The 15,901-nt window shown below is 70.0% G+C and carries 13 protein-coding genes; 7 read left to right on the top strand and 6 right to left on the bottom strand.

What is annotated here, in order from left to right:
• Positions 1-211 precede the first annotated feature (211 nt).
• The 4 genes from ACZ6I3_RS30155 to ACZ6I3_RS30140 are packed head-to-tail and all read left to right on the top strand — an operon-like array spanning position 212 to position 4,785.
• Entirely contained in the window at positions 212-1,294 is a 1,083-nt protein-coding gene (locus ACZ6I3_RS30155; RefSeq protein ID WP_469418873.1) for a substrate-binding domain-containing protein, read from the top strand.
• Between the two features lie 15 nt (positions 1,295-1,309).
• Positions 1,310-2,089 (top strand): ATP-binding cassette domain-containing protein, encoded by a 780-nt coding sequence (locus tag ACZ6I3_RS30150; protein WP_469418871.1) that lies wholly within the window; start codon positions 1,310-1,312, stop codon positions 2,087-2,089.
• The gene (locus ACZ6I3_RS30145) at positions 2,080-3,372 is read left to right on the top strand and encodes a sugar ABC transporter permease (RefSeq protein WP_469418870.1); all 1,293 of its coding nucleotides are present in this window, start codon (positions 2,080-2,082) and stop codon (positions 3,370-3,372) included. The genes ACZ6I3_RS30150 and ACZ6I3_RS30145 overlap by 10 nt, the downstream gene beginning before the upstream one ends.
• Positions 3,373-3,432: 60 nt before the next feature.
• Positions 3,433-4,785: an ABC transporter substrate-binding protein gene (locus ACZ6I3_RS30140; protein WP_469418869.1), complete on the top strand. Its 1,353-nt coding sequence runs from the start codon at positions 3,433-3,435 to the stop codon at positions 4,783-4,785.
• A 126-nt stretch (positions 4,786-4,911) separates the two neighbouring features.
• Here ACZ6I3_RS30140 and ACZ6I3_RS30135 read toward each other — a convergent pair whose 3' ends face one another.
• Positions 4,912-6,408 carry a sensor histidine kinase gene (locus ACZ6I3_RS30135; RefSeq protein ID WP_469418867.1) on the bottom strand — a complete coding sequence of 499 codons (1,497 nt, stop codon included), beginning with the start codon at positions 6,406-6,408 and terminating at the stop codon, positions 4,912-4,914.
• 144 nt (positions 6,409-6,552) lie between these two features.
• Positions 6,553-9,270, bottom strand: coding sequence for an aconitate hydratase AcnA (gene acnA / locus ACZ6I3_RS30130; protein WP_469418865.1), 2,718 nt, complete (start codon positions 9,268-9,270; stop codon positions 6,553-6,555).
• A gap of 276 nt (positions 9,271-9,546) precedes the next feature.
• On the opposite strand from acnA, the gene ACZ6I3_RS30125 reads away from it, so the two are divergent.
• Together ACZ6I3_RS30125 and ACZ6I3_RS30120 are read left to right on the top strand one after the other, a co-directional pair.
• Positions 9,547-9,747, top strand: coding sequence for a DUF4236 domain-containing protein (locus ACZ6I3_RS30125; protein ID WP_469418863.1), 201 nt, complete (start codon positions 9,547-9,549; stop codon positions 9,745-9,747).
• A 65-nt stretch (positions 9,748-9,812) separates the two neighbouring features.
• Positions 9,813-11,342, top strand: coding sequence for a helix-turn-helix domain-containing protein (locus ACZ6I3_RS30120; RefSeq protein ID WP_469418862.1), 1,530 nt, complete (start codon positions 9,813-9,815; stop codon positions 11,340-11,342).
• A 144-nt stretch (positions 11,343-11,486) separates the two neighbouring features.
• Here the strand turns inward: ACZ6I3_RS30120 and ACZ6I3_RS30115 are convergent, their stop codons facing one another.
• Positions 11,487-11,687 carry a hypothetical protein gene (locus tag ACZ6I3_RS30115; protein WP_469418861.1) on the bottom strand — a complete coding sequence of 67 codons (201 nt, stop codon included), beginning with the start codon at positions 11,685-11,687 and terminating at the stop codon, positions 11,487-11,489.
• A 2,047-nt stretch (positions 11,688-13,734) separates the two neighbouring features.
• Between ACZ6I3_RS30115 and ACZ6I3_RS30110 the strand changes: the two genes are divergently transcribed.
• Positions 13,735-14,073: a MerR family transcriptional regulator gene (locus ACZ6I3_RS30110; protein ID WP_469418860.1), complete on the top strand. Its 339-nt coding sequence runs from the start codon at positions 13,735-13,737 to the stop codon at positions 14,071-14,073.
• A 270-nt stretch (positions 14,074-14,343) separates the two neighbouring features.
• On the opposite strand, the gene ACZ6I3_RS30105 is transcribed toward ACZ6I3_RS30110, so the two are convergent.
• The 3 genes from ACZ6I3_RS30105 to ACZ6I3_RS30095 form a co-directional block, all read right to left on the bottom strand.
• Positions 14,344-14,790, bottom strand: a complete 447-nt coding sequence (locus ACZ6I3_RS30105) for a DUF2267 domain-containing protein (RefSeq protein ID WP_469418858.1) — start codon at positions 14,788-14,790, stop codon at positions 14,344-14,346.
• Between the two features lie 58 nt (positions 14,791-14,848).
• Positions 14,849-15,244, bottom strand: coding sequence for a DUF2267 domain-containing protein (locus tag ACZ6I3_RS30100; protein WP_469418857.1), 396 nt, complete (start codon positions 15,242-15,244; stop codon positions 14,849-14,851).
• Between the two features lie 101 nt (positions 15,245-15,345).
• Positions 15,346-15,777 (bottom strand): Hsp20/alpha crystallin family protein, encoded by a 432-nt coding sequence (locus ACZ6I3_RS30095; protein WP_453462454.1) that lies wholly within the window; start codon positions 15,775-15,777, stop codon positions 15,346-15,348.
• Between the last annotated feature and the right edge of the window lie 124 nt (positions 15,778-15,901).

Here is a 15,901-nt window from a genome sequence, read left to right as displayed (position 1 = left end):
GCCGCCGAATCCTCGGCCGGAACAGAGACCGGACCCAAGCCCCGGACCTGGACCCGGACCGCCGAGACCACAGCCGCAGCAAAGACCGGGACCAAACCCCGACCCCGACCCGCAACCCGGACCGGAACCCCAACCCCAGGCGAATCCCCACCCCTGGCCAGGGCCGAACCCCCGGCCAGGGCCCGACACGGCCCGACGAAGGAGGTCCGCCGTGAGAGGGCGCAGATGGCGTGTGTTCGGCGCCCTGATGGCCGGTGTCCTGGCCACGTCCCTGGCCGGCTGTACCGAGAACGGCGAACAGGGCGACGACAGTCTGACCCTCGGCCTGTTGCTGCCGAGCCGCGCGGTGCCCCGCTGGGAGCAGTCGGACAAGCCCCTGATCGAGAAGCGGGTGAAGGAGCTGTGCCCCGAGTGCTCGGTGGTGTACGCCAACGCGGAGAACGACGCGGCGAGCCAGCGGCAGCAGATGAACTCCATGATCACCAGAGGTGTCTCGGCCCTGATCCTGGATGTCGTGGATCCCAAGGCGCTGCGTTCCTCGGTCCGGGCGGCGGACCGCGAGGGCATCCCCGTGGTCGCCTACGACCGGCTCGCCGAGGGCCCGATCTCGGGTTTCGTCAGTTTCAACGGCGGCCAGGTCGGCCGGCTCCAGGGCGAGGCCCTGCTGAAGGGCATGGGAGCCAGGGCCGACGGCGGCGGCATCGTCATGATGAACGGCGATCCCTCCAGCCCCAACGCCGCCTGGTACGAGGGCGGGTCCCGGTCCGTCCTCCGGGACAAGGTGCGGATCCTCAAGTCGTACAACACCCTGGGGTGGCGGACGGAGAACGCGCACGACCACATGGCCGCCGCGATCAGCGACCTCGGCCCGAACCAGATCGACGGGGTGCTGGCGGCCAACGACTCGATCGCCGCCGGTGTCATCGCGGCGCTCAAGAGCGCCCGTATCGCACCGCTGCCCCCGGTCACCGGCCAGGACGCCGATCTCGACGCCATGCGGCGCATCGTCGAGGGCGAGCAGTACATGACCGTCTACAAGCCCTTCCGGCTGGAGACCGAGGCGGCAGCCGCCATGGCCGTGGCCCTGGCGCGCGGCAACGACCTCGACTCCCTCGTCACACGGAGCGTGGACAGCCCGACCACGAAGAACATCCCGGCGGTGCTGCTCACCCCGATCGCCGTGACGGCCGAGAAGATCGGGCGGACGCTCGTCCGGGACGGCGTCTACACGATCGACCAGATCTGCACCCAGAAGCTCCGGCCGGCCTGCGACCGGATCGGGCTCACCCGGTGAGGGACGTGATTCCCCGTGGCCCATCCCCCTGTTCTGGCGTTGCGCGGCATAACCAAGCGGTTCGGCGGCGTGCAGGCGCTCGTGGACGTCGACCTCCAGGTCCGGGCCGGTGAGGTCGTGGCCCTGGCGGGCGACAACGGCGCCGGCAAGTCCACGCTGATCAAGGTGATCTCCGGGGTCAGCCCCGCCGACCGGGGCGTCATCGAATGGGAGGGGCGGGTCGTGCAGATCAAACGCCCGCACGACGCCCACGCCCTGGGCATCGCGACCGTCTACCAGGACCTCGCCATGTGCGACAACCTGGACGTCGTAGGCAATCTCTTCCTCGGCCGTGAGATCGACCGGGTCGGTGTCCTCGACGAGGTGGAGATGGAGCGCCGCTCCCGCGACCTGATGCGCGCCCTGTCGATCCGGATCCCCGATGTGCGGGTGCCGGTCGCCGCGCTGTCCGCCGGTCAGCGGCAGGCCGTCGCGATCTCCCGCTCGCTCATGGGGGCGCCCAAGGTCCTGCTGCTCGACGAGCCCACCGCCGCCCTGGGCGTGGAGCAGACCAGCCATCTGCTCGACCTCATCGAGGAGGTGCGCGACCACGGTATGGCGATCATCCTGATCAGTCACAACATGGGCGACATCAAGGCCGTCGCGGACCGGGTCGCCGTGCTGCGGCTCGGGCGCAACAACGGTCTGTTCGACGTGAGCACCGTGACGCAGGAGCAGATCATCTCCTCCGTCACCGGGGCGGCGGACAACGCCGTGGCGCATCGTTCGAAGGGCGACGAGGGGGCATGGCCGTGAGCCGGGGCGGGCCGCACCGGGACGGCGGGCCGGGCAGCGCCGGTCCGGTCGCGCCCGACCGCGCGCCACGCACCCGGGGCTGGTCCGGCAATCTGCGCGAGTACGCCCTGGAGGTGCGCGGCAGTGTGCGGGGCAGCGAGCGCGGGCCGCTGCTGGTCATCGCCGGGCTGATCGTGATCTGGTGCGTCTTCCAGGGGCTCGACGACAAGTTCCTCTCGCCGCGCAATCTGTCCAACCTCGGCGTGGGCATCGTCGGGACCGGTCTGGTCGCCGTCGGCATCGTGTTCGTGCTGCTGATCCGGGAGATCGATCTGTCGGTCGGCTCCGTCAGCGGCCTGGCGGGGGCCTCGTTCGCCGTGCTGAACGTGAACCACGGGATGCCGGAGTGGCTCGCGGTGATCGTGGCGGTGGCGGTGGGGATGGCCGTGGGCGCCTTCCACGGGTTCTTCTTCGCCTCGCTGGGCGTGCCCGCGTTCGTCGTGACGCTGGCGGGCCTGCTGATCTGGAACGGCCTGACGCTCTACCTGCTGGGCGCGAGCGGCACGATCAACATCGACGAGGAGGGTCTGGTCGCCTCCCTGACCAGCCGCCACTTCGAGGACCCCGCGGCGGCCTACGCGGTGGCGGCACTCGGCACGGCCGGGTACTTCCTGGCCGCCCGGCGCAAGCGCGCCCGCCACCTGGCCGCCGGGATGCCGCACCGGCCGGCGGGTGACGTCTGGCTGCGCACCGGTCTTCTCGCGGCGGTCGCGTTCGCCGCCGCCTACACCCTCAACCGGTTCCAGGGGCTGCCGCTCGCGCTGCTGATCTTCCTGGTGGTCCTGGTCGTCTCGGACTACGTGCTGCGCCGCACCCGCCACGGGCGGCGGGTGTACGCGCTCGGCGGCGGGGTCGAGGCGTCGCGGCGGGCGGGCATCGCGGTGGCGCGGGTGCGGGTCGCGATGTTCATGGTGTCGGGGACGCTGGCCGCGTTCGGCGGGCTGTTCGTGGCCTCGGAGCTGACCTCGGCGAGCCCCACGACGGCCCGTGCCGCCGGTTCCGGGATGCTGCTGATCAACGCGATCGCGGCGGCCGTCATCGGCGGTACGAGTCTGTTCGGCGGGCGCGGTTCGCCCTGGTCGGTGCTGCTCGGGGTGCTGGTCATCCAGTCGATCGCCTCGGGCATGGGGCTGCTGGGGGTCGAGGACGCCGTGCAGTTCATGATCACCGGCGGGGTGCTGCTGGCCGCCGTGGCGGCCGACGCGCTCTCCAGACGCGGAGAGGCCCGCCGGGATCGTCCGTAAGTTATCGCTTTGCCCTTTAATGCCTAATAAATGGCAAAGGTGGGTAGGGGCGGGTTTGTCATGAAACGCAGCCGCCTCGCCCAGATGGCCATGGCAGCCACGGCCGTCCTGGGCCTGGTCCTCGCCGGATGCGGTGACACCGACCCGACCGGCGGCGAGCAGGCCGACCTCAAGGTGCTCGCGATGGACGCGCCGCAGGTGCAGACCCTCAAGAAGCTCACCAAGGAGCACTTCACCGCGGAGACCGGTATCACGGTCGACTACACCCTGCTGCCGGAGAACGAGGCGCGGGAGCGGATGAACCGCGAGTTCGCGACCCAGGCCGGCACCTACGACGTGGCGAGCCTCAGCGCCTACGAGGTGCCGATCTACGCGGACAACGGCTGGCTCGCCCCGCTGGACTCCTATGTGAGGGCGGACGAGAACTTCGACCAGGACGACGTCTTCCCCAACCTGGTGGCGTCGCTGACCGGGCAGGACGGCAAGGTCTACGCCGAGCCCTTCTACGGCGAGGGCTCCTTCCTGATGTACCGCAAGGACCTCTTCCGCAAGGACGGGCTGGTCATGCCGCCGAACCCGACCTGGAAGCAGGTCGCCGACCTCGCCGCCCGGATCGACGGCACCGACGGCACCAGCGGCATCTGCCTGCGCGGCCTGCCCGGCTGGGGCCAGAACCTCGCCCCGATCAACACCGTCGTCAACACCTTCGGCGGCGCCTGGTACGACATGGACTGGAACGCCCGCCTGACCTCACCCGAGTTCAAGAAGGCCGTCGGGTTCTACGTCGACCTGGTCCGCTCCCACGGCCAGCCCGGCGCCGACCGGATGGGCGTGCTGGAGATCCTGGACAGCTTCGTCGAGGGCAAGTGCGCCATGATGTACGACGCCACGTCGCTGGCCTCCTCGATCGAGGCCGACGGCTCCTCGGTCAAGGGCAAGGTGGGCTACGTCCCGGCCCCGCACGACCGGACCGACAAGGCCGGCTGGCTGTGGACCTGGGCGTGGGGCGTCCAGAAGGCCACCGACAACAAGGACGCCGCCTGGAAGTTCATCTCCTGGGCCTCCTCCAAGGAGTACCAGGAGCAGGTCGGCCAGGAACTCGGCTGGACCTCGGCGCCCGCCGGGAACCGCAAGTCGCTCTACTCCAATCCCGAGTACCAGCAGGCGGCCGGCGCCTGGTACCGGCAGGAGTACACGGCGGCGACGGACTCCGCGGACCCGAAGAGCCCCGGCGTGGGCCCCCGCCCGTACACCGGCATCGGCTTCCTGGGCATCCCCGAGTTCGCCGTGCTCGGTACGGCGGTCTCCCAGCAGATCGCCTCGGCCATCGCCGGGCAGCAGTCGGTGGACACCGCCCTGGACAAGGCGCAGGACATCGCCCAGGCCGCGGCGGCGAAGTACCGGGGCGAGTGAGCCGCCGGTCAGCGCCGCACGGAGCGCCCCGACACGTCGGCCGACGAGGGCCTTCCCCTCCACCTGACGGGGTGGGAGAGGGCTGCACGGTGAACTCGGCGTGCTCCCGCGCGCCGCACACCGCCGTCAGCACTGCTCGGAGAACTCCGGCACCTCCGCCGGCAACGGCGGCTCCCCCTCCGCGTCCGGGGCAGGCGGCAGCTCCACGGTGAACTCGGTGTGCCCCGGCGCGCTGCGCACGGCGGTGCGCCCGCCGTGCGCCGACGCGATCGCCTCCACGACGGCCAGACCGAGGCCGGACCCGGCGTCGCCCGGTCCGCGGCGTGAGCGGGAGGCGTCGGCGCGGGTGAAGCGGTCGAAGACCGAGGCGAGGAGGTGCGGCGGGATGCCGGGGCCGTCGTCGCGGACGCGGATGACGCGGCGCTCGACGGTGGCCTCCACCGCGGCCACGACCGTGGTGCCGGGCGCGGTGTGCGCGCGGGCGTTGGCGAGCAGGTTCGCCACGGCCTTGCCCAGCCCCGTCTCGTCGCCGATGACCAGCGCAGGCGCGTCGAGGTGCAGCGCCAGCCGCCAGGTGCGGTCCGGGTCCGCCGCCCGTGCCTCCCGGACGGCCTCGGCGACCAGGGCCACCAGGTCCACCTCGGCGGACGGCGGGGGGCGGCCCTCGTCGAGCCGGGCCAGCAGCAGGAGGTCCTCGACCAGGCCCGTCATGCGCGCCGATTCGGCGGAGACCCGGCGCCAGGCCAGCATCGGCTCGACCGGGCCGGTGCCGCGGTTCATGAGCTCGGCGTATCCGACGATCGACGCGAGCGGGGTACGGAGTTCATGGCCGGCGTCGGCGAGGAAGCGGCGCATCCGTTCCTCGTCGCGGCGGCGGGCGGCGCGGTCGCTCTCGACCTGGTCGATCATGCGGTTGAGCGCGGCGCCGACCTGTCCGGCCTCGCTGCCGGGGCCGGTGTCCGCCTCGGCCACCCGGGGCAGGCCGGTGAGCCGGTCGTGGCCGAGCGGCGCCCGGGCGAGAGCGGCGGCGGTGGCGGCGACCCGGCCGAGGGGGCGCAGCTGACGCCGTACGACCACGGCGCAGACGCAGCGCGCGACGGCGAGCCCGGCGGCCCCGACGGCCGCCTCGACCACGACCAGGCGGTTCAGCACGTCCCGTACGTCGTCCATGGGCAGCCCGGCGACGACCCGGGTCCCGCTCGCGTCCAGCCCCGTGACCCGGTAGGTGCCGAGGCCTGGGACGGTCCGGGTGCGGGGTGTGCCGTCGGGGGCGATGCCGCGCAGGGCGGCGCGCTGGCCGGCGGTGAGGGGCCGGGGCGTGCTGTCCGGGCCGGTGACCACCGCGGCGGTGACCGCGCCGCGCGCGTCGAGCCGGGCCGCGAGCAGCCCCTCGGGGTGGCCGTTCCCGTCGAGGAACGTCAGGTCCCGGTCGTCGCCGGGCCGGAGCGAGGACCCGGCCAGGCCGTGTTCGGCGGCGTCCATGACGCGGCCGTCGAGATGGTCCAGCAGCAGGGCCCGCTGGGCGAGGACGGCGGCGAGCGCCATCGCGGCGCAGACGGCGACGAGGGCGGCGCCGATGCGGAGGAGGAGCCGGGTGCGCAGGGACCCGGGGGTGCCAGACATGTACCGATCCTGTCCCCGTCCGCTGGGGGAACCCTGTGTGCGGGCTGAGCACCGCCGATGTCCCGGTGGGAACGGCGCGGGCCGCGCCCCCGGTCACCCGGGAACGCGGCCCTCGAACTGCCTCGAACTGCCCTACCGGCCCGCTTACTTGCGGATCAGGCTGCGCAGCACGTACTGCAGGATGCCGCCGTTGCGGTAGTAGTCCGCCTCACCGGGGGTGTCGATGCGGACGACCGCGTCGAACTCCACACCGGTGTCGGTGGTGACCTTGACCGTACGGGGGGTGGTGCCGTCGTTCAGCTCGGTGATGCCGGTGATGGAGAAGGACTCCTCGCCGGTCAGGCCGAGGGACTCGGCAGACTGGCCCTCCGGGTACTGCAGCGGGACGACGCCCATGCCGATGAGGTTGGAGCGGTGGATGCGCTCGTAGGACTCGGCGACGACGGCCTTGACGCCGAGGAGCGCGGTGCCCTTGGCGGCCCAGTCACGGGACGAACCGGAGCCGTACTCCTTGCCGGCCAGGATGACCAGCGGGGTGCCCTGCTCGATGTAGTTGCGCGAGGCGTCGTAGATGAAGGCGACCGGGCCGCCGTCCTGCGTGAAGTCCCGGGTGTAGCCGCCCTCCGTGCCCGGCGCGATCTGGTTGCGCAGGCGGATGTTGGCGAAGGTGCCGCGGATCATGACCTCGTGGTTGCCTCGGCGCGAGCCGTAGGAGTTGAAGTCACGCCGCTCGATGCCGTGCTCGGTGAGGTACTTGCCGGCCGGGGTGTCGGCCTTGATCGCACCGGCGGGCGAGATGTGGTCCGTCGTCACCGAGTCGCCCAGCTTGGCGAGCACACGGGCGCCGGAGATGTCGGAGACCGGGGTGGTCTCCATCGTCATGCCCTCGAAGTACGGGGGCTTGCGCACGTAGGTCGACTCGGCGTCCCACTCGAAGGTGTTGCCGGTCGGGATCGGCAGCGCCTGCCACTGGGCGTCGCCCGCGAAGACGTCCGAGTAGGACTTGGAGAACATGTCCTCGCCGATGGCGTTGGCGACGACGTCGTTCACCTCGGCCTCGGAGGGCCAGATGTCCGCGAGGAAGACCGGCTTGCCGTCCTGGTCGGTGCCCAGGGCGTCACGGGTGATGTCGACCTTCATGGAGCCGGCGATCGCGTAGGCCACGACCAGCGGCGGGGACGCCAGGTAGTTCATCTTGACGTCGGGGTTGATACGGCCCTCGAAGTTCCGGTTGCCGGAGAGGACCGAGGTGACGGCGAGGTCGTGGTCGTTGACGGCCTTGGAGACCTCGTCCGGCAGCGGGCCGGAGTTGCCGATGCAGGTGGTGCAGCCGTAGCCGACGAGGTTGAAGCCGACCTTGTCGAGGTACGGGGTCAGGCCCGACTTCTCGAAGTAGTCGGTGACGACCTTGGAGCCCGGGGCGAGGGTGGTCTTGACCCACGGCTTGCGGGTCAGGCCCTTCTCCACCGCCTTCTTGGCCACCAGCGCGGCGGCGACCATGACGTACGGGTTGGAGGTGTTGGTGCAGGAGGTGATGGCCGCGACCGTCACCGCACCGTGGTCGATCTCGTACGACGTGCCGTCGGGGGCGGTCACGGTGACCGGGTTGGACGGGGCGCCGTTCGGGGCGACGGCCGGGGCGTCGGAGGCCGGGAAGGACTCCTTGCCGGACTCGTCGACGCTGTCGACGTAGTTGAGGACGTCCTGCTTGAACTGCTCGGCGGCGTTCGCGAGGACGATCCGGTCCTGCGGGCGCTTCGGGCCGGCGATGGACGGGACAACCGTCGCCAGGTCGAGCTCGAGCTTCTCGGAGAAGTCGGGCTCGGCGGCCGGGTCGAGCCAGAGGCCCTGCTCCTTGGCGTACGCCTCGACGAGCGCGACCTGCTGCTCGGAGCGGCCGGTGAGCTTGAGGTAGTTCAGCGTCTCGTCGTCGATCGGGAAGATCGCGGCGGTGGAGCCGAACTCCGGCGACATGTTGCCGATGGTGGCGCGGTTGGCGAGCGACGTGGCCGCCACGCCCTCGCCGTAGAACTCGACGAACTTGCCGACGACGCCGTGCTTGCGCAGCATCTCGGTGATCGTGAGGACCAGGTCGGTGGCGGTGGTGCCCGGCTTCAGCTCGCCGGTCAGCTTGAAGCCGACGACGCGCGGGATGAGCATGGAGACCGGCTGGCCGAGCATGGCGGCCTCGGCCTCGATGCCGCCGACGCCCCAGCCGAGGACGCCCAGGCCGTTGACCATGGTGGTGTGCGAGTCGGTGCCGACGAGGGTGTCGGGGTACGCCTGGCCGTTACGGACCATGACCGTGCGCGCCAGGTGCTCGATGTTCACCTGGTGGACGATGCCGGTGCCGGGCGGGACGACCTTGAACTCGTCGAACGCGGTCTGGCCCCAGCGCAGGAACTGGTAGCGCTCCTTGTTGCGGCCGTACTCCAGCTCGACGTTCTGCTTGAAGGCGTCGTTCGTGCCGAACTTGTCGGCGATGACGGAGTGGTCGATGACCAGCTCGGCCGGGGCCAGGGGGTTGATCTTCGCCGGGTCGCCGCCCAGCTCCTTGACGGCCTCACGCATGGTCGCGAGGTCCACGACACAGGGAACGCCGGTGAAGTCCTGCATGATCACGCGGGCCGGCGTGAACTGGATCTCCTGGGCCGGCTGGGCCTGGGAGTCCCAGCCGCCAAGGGCGCGGATGTGGTCGGCGGTGATGTTCGCGCCGTCCTCGGTGCGGAGGAGGTTCTCCAGCAGCACCTTCAGGCTGTAAGGGAGGCGCGCGGCGCCCTCGACCTTGTCCAGCCGGAAGATCTCGTACGACTCGTCGCCCACCTGCAGCGTGCTGCGGGCGTCGAAGCTGTTCGCCGACACGACAGTCTCCTTCATTGATGTGCGCGTACCACCACGATCCTGCCGCCACGACTACTTGGCGATCCGCTAAGGTAGGGCTAAGTTAGGTAACCCTTACCGCCGGACCGGTGGTGCCGCGCGGCTGCGGTGTCACCTCGGCAGATATCTCGATGTCGAGATAACTCTAATACACGAGGGCCGGATGGTCATGCCCCGGCACCCGTCACGCGGTCATGCGCTTCCCTTCCCGGGGTATCCGAACGAGGTATCCACGCCACGAACAGAAGGGAGACAGGCATGCCGCTCACGTTCCGCAAGAGTTTCCGGATCCTCCCGGGGGTGCGACTGAACATCAACAAGCGCTCCTGGTCCATCACCACCGGCGGCGGGAAGAACGGCCCGCGGTACACGCGCAGCAGCACGGGACGCCGTACGACGTCGATGGATCTGCCCGGACCTTTCGGATGGCGGCGCACGACCAAGGCGCGGCGGGATTGACGTCCCGTCACCCGAATGGACCCCCCAACCGGGTTCCATCTCATATCTGAGATAACCTCAACCACATGGCAGACGACTACCTCGTACGCATCGGCAAGCTCATCCGTGACGCCCGGCAGCACCGGGGCTGGACACAGTCGCAGCTTGCCGAGGCGCTCGGTACCAGCCAGAGCGCCGTCAACCGGATCGAGCGCGGCAACCAGAACATCAGCCTTGAGATGATCGCGCGCATCGGGGAGGCCCTCGACAGCGAGATCGTGTCGCTCGGCTACGCCGGTCCGATGCATCTGCGGGTGGTCGGCGGGCGTCGGCTGTCCGGCGCCATCGACGTGAAGACGAGCAAGAACGCGTGCGTGGCACTGCTGTGCGCCTCACTGCTCAACCAGGGGCGCACAGTGCTGCGCCGCGTCGCCCGCATCGAGGAGGTCTACCGCCTCCTGGAGGTGCTGGGCTCCATCGGCGTCCGCACCCGGTGGATCAACGACGGCGTCGACCTGGAGATCGTGCCGCCGGCCGAGCTGGACCTGGCGGCGATCGACGCGAACGCGGCCCGCCGCACCCGCTCGATCATCATGTTCCTCGGCCCGCTGCTGCACCGCATGGACCACTTCAAGCTGCCGTACGCCGGCGGCTGCGACCTCGGCACGCGCACGGTCGAGCCGCACATGATCGCGCTGCGCCGCTTCGGCCTGGACATCGCCGCCACCGAGGGCCAGTACCACGCCCAGGTGGACCGCGCGGTCCGCCCCGACCGCCCGATCGTGCTGACCGAGCGCGGCGACACCGTCACCGAGAACGCGCTGCTCGCCGCCGCCCGGCACGACGGCATCACCGTCATCCGCAACGCCTCCTCCAACTACATGGTCCAGGACCTGTGCTTCTTCCTGGAGGCCCTCGGCGTCAAGGTCGACGGCATCGGCACGACCACGCTCACCGTGCACGGCGTGCCCACCATCGACGTCGACGTGGACTACTCCCCCTCCGAGGACCCGGTCGAGGCGATGAGCCTGGTCGCCGCGGCCGTCGTCACCGCGTCGCATCTGACGGTGCGCCGGGTGCCGATCGAGTTCCTGGAGATCGAGCTGGCCGTGCTCGAGGAGATGGGCCTCGACCACGACCGCACGCCCGAGTACTTCGCCGACAACGGCCGCACCCGGCTGGTGGACCTCACCGTCCGGCCCTCCAAGCTGGAGGCGCCGATCGACAAGATCCACCCCATGCCGTTCCCCGGCCTCAACATCGACAACGTCCCGTTCTTCGCGGCCATCGCGGCGGTCGCCCAGGGCCAGACCCTGATCCACGACTGGGTCTACGACAACCGCGCCATCTACCTGACCGACCTGAACCGCCTCGGCGGCCGCCTCCAGCTCCTCGACCCCCACCGCGTCCTGGTCGAGGGCCCGACCCGCTGGCGCGCCGCCGAGATGATGTGCCCACCCGCCCTGCGCCCCGCCGTGGTCGTCCTCCTGGCGATGATGGCGGCCGAGGGCACGTCGGTGCTGCGCAACGTGTATGTCATCAACCGGGGGTACGAGGACCTGGCGGAGCGGCTGAACTCTATTGGGGCGCAGATCGAGACGTTCCGGGACATTTGATAAGTGAAACGCCGCCGCACCCCGTCTGGCCTGCTATTTAGCGTGCCAGGATGGGGTGCGGCGGCATCTCTGGGACTTCTCTGGGACTTTGGGCCTGTGGCGGGCTACGGGCCGCGCTCAACGGCCCCTGCCGGCTGGCCGCGGCTACGCGAAGATCGCGTCGGTGACGGCGCTGCCGCGTGCACCGGCACGCGGCAGGAAGTGGGAGTACTTCCGCAGCGTGAACCCAGAGTCGGAGTGCCCCAGCCAGCGTTCCAGGGAGACGATGGATTCGCCGGCCTCCAGCTCCTCGGAGGCGAAGAAGTGACGCAGGGCGTGGAGCCGTGCTCTCGGGACGGCTCCCACACGCGAGCGCCGTCGGTGCTGCCCTCCTCCAGCGGGGCGATTACGCCCGCCGCGGCCAGAGCGGGCTTCCACACGTAGGAGTTGAAGTAGTTCCGGTTGACGGCCTTCCGCTCGCGTCCCGTCACCGGGAGGTGGTAGGTCCTCGGCCGCCGGTGTTTGGCGTCCACCAGCGTCGCGGCCGGAGTCGGGTCGTCCCAGGGCAGCGTGACCGGCACCGGCGCGAACTGCTCCATGTGCTGCTGGATGGCCCGGGCCACGCTGGACGGCAGCGGCACGTCCCTGACCTTGCGGCCCTTGGGAAGCGCGAAACACAGCTTCGCCCGCACCATCTTGACCTGCCGCCGGACATGGACGACTTCCTTCTCGAAGTCGATATCGTCCGCTGAGAGACCGAGCGCCTCCCCTTGGCGGAGCCCGAGACCTGCTCCGACTACGAGGAGGAGCTTGTAGCGGTCCGTCAGGGCCTCCCGTACCGCCAGGACCCGTTCGAGCGGCCACGCTTCGACCCTGCCGGGTGTGGCGGCGGGAGGACCGACTGTGCTGGACCGACATGGATTGCGTCCAATGCGACGGTCCTCCAGCCGCTTCTTCCAGTGGCGCAAGACTTCCGTGCCGATGGCGTTGAGCGGCTGAGCACCTAGGTGGGGAACGATGTGTCGGCGTACCGTCTGCTCGATCCGTTCGATCGTCGACGGGTCACCGCTCTGGGTGGGCCACCATTGGGTCGCGATGTACTCCTTGAGGGAGATGGCCCCATCGCGGGGATCAACGAACTCGCCTCGGCGCGCGTCGGTCTAGGCCTGGGAGAGCCAGGTCTTGGCGTCCTGGAGGGCGTCGAAGGAACGGTCCTTGACGCCGGGGATGCACTTGACCCGGTAGCGGGTGCACTTGCCATACATGGCGGTGCGGTCGCGTTTGCCGGTTGGGGGATTCGGGCGCTTCTTCAGCCATCGGTCTTCTATGTAGCCGGGCAGGGGAACTCCTTTGTGATGGGGCGACGTCGGGGTCCTACGGCGCTTGGGAGGCGTCAGGATCCGGTGAAGCTGGCGGAACGCTCCTGAGGCCGGACACTGAGCGGGTTGAGGGCCGAGTTGGAGCGGGAGTCGGCCTGCTCCTGTTCACGGACCCAGGCGTCAAGGGCTTCCACCCGGTACATGACACGGTGATCAGCCCCCTGAGCCGAACAACGACCACCCGCCGGTCCAGGATGCACAGCCCGCCCCGTCGCCGATCACGCCCACGGTGCCCGCCTCACGTTCGCCCCTTGGATTCGAGGGGCCGGTGATCCGCGAACCGCGGTGTCATCGCCGTTCGAGTTCGATTACCTCATCGCTGAACCCGCGAAAATCTATGCTGGCTGGAGTAGACATTGGATGATGGTCTGGTTATGGTTTCTCTCGTAGCCAAGGAAGTCAGCAGAGCCCGGTAGAGACGAACTACCGGGCAGAAGCATCCGCAGGTGCAGTTGGCAGGACGGTGCGGTGGCGGAGTTTCGAAGCCAGGGCTTTTGCAGGACGGCGACGGGACTGGCGACCGGACCGGGTGGCCCGCAGTGATCAGGGGCCGCCGTGAGCAGTACCGCAGTTGACGCAGTACCCAGCAGCGAAGGTCAGTGAGCAGTACCTCGGTGAAGGCGTCGGCTGCGGACGCGCGCACCGGGATGTTCGGCAGTGGGGTTCCAAGCCAGAGCAGATGCAGGACGGGCGACGGGGCCGGCTGCCGAAGGGCGGCGCTGTCACAGGCCGCTGAGCAGTACGCAGTACCAGCAGTACGTAGTTGATCACCGAGGAAGAACGGAGGAGCCAGGCGCCATCAGGATCGCCCGGGCGGAAGTCTTGAGCCCGGGTACCGCAGGACATCGATAGTGAGGTGGTCTCCGGTCAAGCAACCGCGATCCCCGCGACCCCGACAGCAGTCCCGTCGGGCCAGCGGAAACGGAACGCCGGCGCAGTACCAGGGCCGGCGGATGGTGTAGCAGTTCCTTCCTTCGGGGCCCTGGTGTCACACGACACCAGGGCCCCTCAAGCGTGTTCCACAGAGAGGTGCAATGACAGCAGACGACAGCTTCGGCCGTCTCGATGACGACGACTACCCCGCCTACACCATGGGCCGGGCCGCCGAGATGCTCGGCACCACCCAGGGCTTCCTGCGAGCCATCGGTGAAGCCCGCCTGATCACCCCGCTCCGCTCCGCGGGCGGTCACCGCCGCTACTCCCGCTACCAACTGCGCATCGCAGCCCGGGCCCGGGAGCTCGTCGACGACGGGACCCCGATCGAGGCCGCCTGCCGCATCATCATCCTCGAAGACCAGCTCGAAGAAGCCCAGCGCATCAACGCCGAATACCGCCGCGCCGCCGAATCAGCCGCTCCGCCGGCCTCGGGCTGAGACAGCGAAGACCGGCAGCTGCCCGAAGCTTCGCGGCTGGCGCAGGCACGTACTGCCCGGGACACCTCTGCGTCCCGGGCAACGTCGCCTCCACCGCGGTCAGCCCCACCCGCAGCCCGGCTGTCAGCCAGTGCTGCGGCGGCCTCTCCCTGCTGGGTGCGGGCCGGTGCCGTCGTGCTGCGGCGGACGCCTCGCCCGCCGGGGCCCGGACCGGGCCTGCTGGACCACAGCCGGGCCGATCCGTCCCTGGCGCTGGAAGGACACGGCCGTTTACGCGGCCGGGGTGAGTTCGGCTCGGCCGAACAGCAGCGCGTAGCCGGTGGGGAGCTGGTGCAGGATGCGGGTGATCAGGTCGGGGCCTGCGTAGGCGGAGACGGCCGCGAAGACGGAACCGGTGTCCCACCGGGTGGTGGCCAGGGAGGCGCCGGAGCGGGCGGCAAGGTCTTTGACGAAGGCCCATCCGGTCAGCGGCTGCGTGTCGGGGATCTGCGCGGTCAGGTCACGTGCGGCCTCCAGGGGCAGGCAGGCGGCCAGGTCGACGCGCTCGTCGCCGGTCAGCTGACGTCCCAGCCCTGCCAGGACCAGGCGGACGGCTTCCTCAGCTCTCTCACGGGTGGGGTAGGCGCCTTCGTAGCGGACCTTCTCCAGCATCTGCTCGTACGCCGTCCCGTACGGCGACTGCTGCTGCTCAAGCGGTACGCGCACGTCGGTGATCACTGTGGTGCATGCCTTTCGTGGAGTCGGGTGGAGCGGTGCCGGTGTGCGGCACCGCTGGTCAAGTGGGCTGGGGGCGGCCGAAGAGGAGTTCGTAGCCGGCGGGGAGCTGGAGCAGGATCTGCCCCAGCAGGTCCTCGCCGGCCGCGTCGGCGGCGGTGGACAGCACGGCGCTGACGTCCCAGGTCGCGGTCTGCTCGGTGGCTCCCTCGATCCAGGCTGCGGTCGCCCGGACGAACCGTTCCGGCGGCAGCGGTTCGGCGCTGGTCAGCGGGTTGAGGAGGATCAGGGCGAAGTCCTCCGGCAGGCGTGTCGCGAGCTGGGCGCGGACCTCGCCGACCAGGTGCGCGCCGAGCAGGGCGAGCACCACACGGGCCGCGCGCTCGGCTTCCTCCGGCGTGCCGTACTCGCCGCGTTCCTTGACGTGGTCGAGGAACGCTTCGCGTCGCAGAGTCATCTCGGCCGCCACCCCTTTCTTTCTCGGACTGCCCACGGGGGTGCGGAGGGCGGGGTGAGGGGGAGATCAGGTGTCCGTCCTCCGCACCTGTCCGGCTGGTGTCAGCCGGAGATCTCCTTGTGGCCGGATCCGACGCCGATGGAGATCTTGCGGGGCTTGGCGCGCTCGGCGATCGGGATGCGCAGGGTGAGCACGCCCGCGTCGTAGTCGGCCTTGATGCGCTCGGTGTCGAGGGTGTCGGCGAGCACGATCTGGCGGGAGAAGACGCCCAGCGGCCGCTCGGACAGCTCCATCTGCACGTCGTCGGCCTTCGCCACCGGCCGTCGCTCGGCCTTGACCGTGAGCATGTTCCGCTCGACGTCGATGTCGATCGCGTCTGCGGTGACGCCGGGCAGGTCGAAGGCGACCACGTACTCATCGCCCTCGCGGTAGGCGTCCATCGGCATGGCCGACGGCTTCGACCAGGTGCCCGGGCCCATCAGCTGCTGCGCCAGCCGGTCCAGCTCACGGAAGGGGTCAGTGCGCATCAACATCGTGAAAACACCTCCAGCAGGTTCAGGCAGTTGCTGCCAATGCGCTTCACTGACACCGTTGTAACATGTCATCCAATGGATGACAAACACGATGTCGTCGGTGCGATGACATGTCGAGGGAGGT

Source organism: Streptomyces sp. NPDC041940, from assembly GCF_055589465.1.
This window is presented reverse-complemented; position numbering and strand designations above follow the sequence as displayed.